1 protein-coding gene is annotated in these 709 nt (G+C 21.4%); it reads left to right on the forward strand.

The annotated features are described in order from the left end of the window. Window positions 1-183: 183 nt before the first annotated feature. Window positions 184-534, forward strand: a complete 351-nt coding sequence (locus G3997_RS11940) for a VanZ family protein (protein WP_442971268.1) — start codon at window positions 184-186, stop codon at window positions 532-534. Window positions 535-709: the final 175 nt, after the last annotated feature.

The raw sequence follows: 709 nt of genomic DNA on the forward strand, positions 1-709 counted from the left end.
TAATAAATTAATATAAATTAAGAGGTGTTGAATTGGTAATARAATTTTCAGGTTTAATATTTTTAATAATAAYTWTTTTATATTTAAATTAGATGTTGTTGAAATAAAACCATTTTTTATATTTATTCNGTTTTTATATTTTCTATATTTTTATTATCATCTTTTGGATCTATATTTTTTATAATAGYACTTACATTATTTCCAATAAAATTAGGATATGAATTTGAAGGTTTTCAGGTATTTAATATAGTTCCATTTAAGATAATCCTAACTTTTCTATTTAAATACCCATTAAAGGACTTTATATTAAATGTTATAGGAAATATAGTTTTATTTGTTCCATTTGGCTTTTTTATATGTTTTAAGTTTAATAACACATTTAAACCATTTTTAGCTGTATTTATTATGACATTAAGTGTAGAACTTATTCAAGGTTTTATACCATATAGATATTGTGATATAGACGATATAATTTTAAATACCTTTGGTGGRTTAATAGGAATTATAACRTATAATGTATTAGCCTATATATGATAACATTCAAAAAAAATACAGACTACTTAGTAATCTGTATTTTTTCTTAAATAAACTATTCAGCAGTAACATCTACTTCTTCCATTAATTCTTCAGAACTTAATTCATCTGCTTTACTTTTTAAGAAATCCATAAATCCTTCTCTAAGCTCTGGTCTTTTTAAAGCAAAGTCTAC

This window comes from Romboutsia sp. 13368, from assembly GCF_018336475.1.
GTDB lineage: Bacteria > Bacillota > Clostridia > Peptostreptococcales > Peptostreptococcaceae > Romboutsia.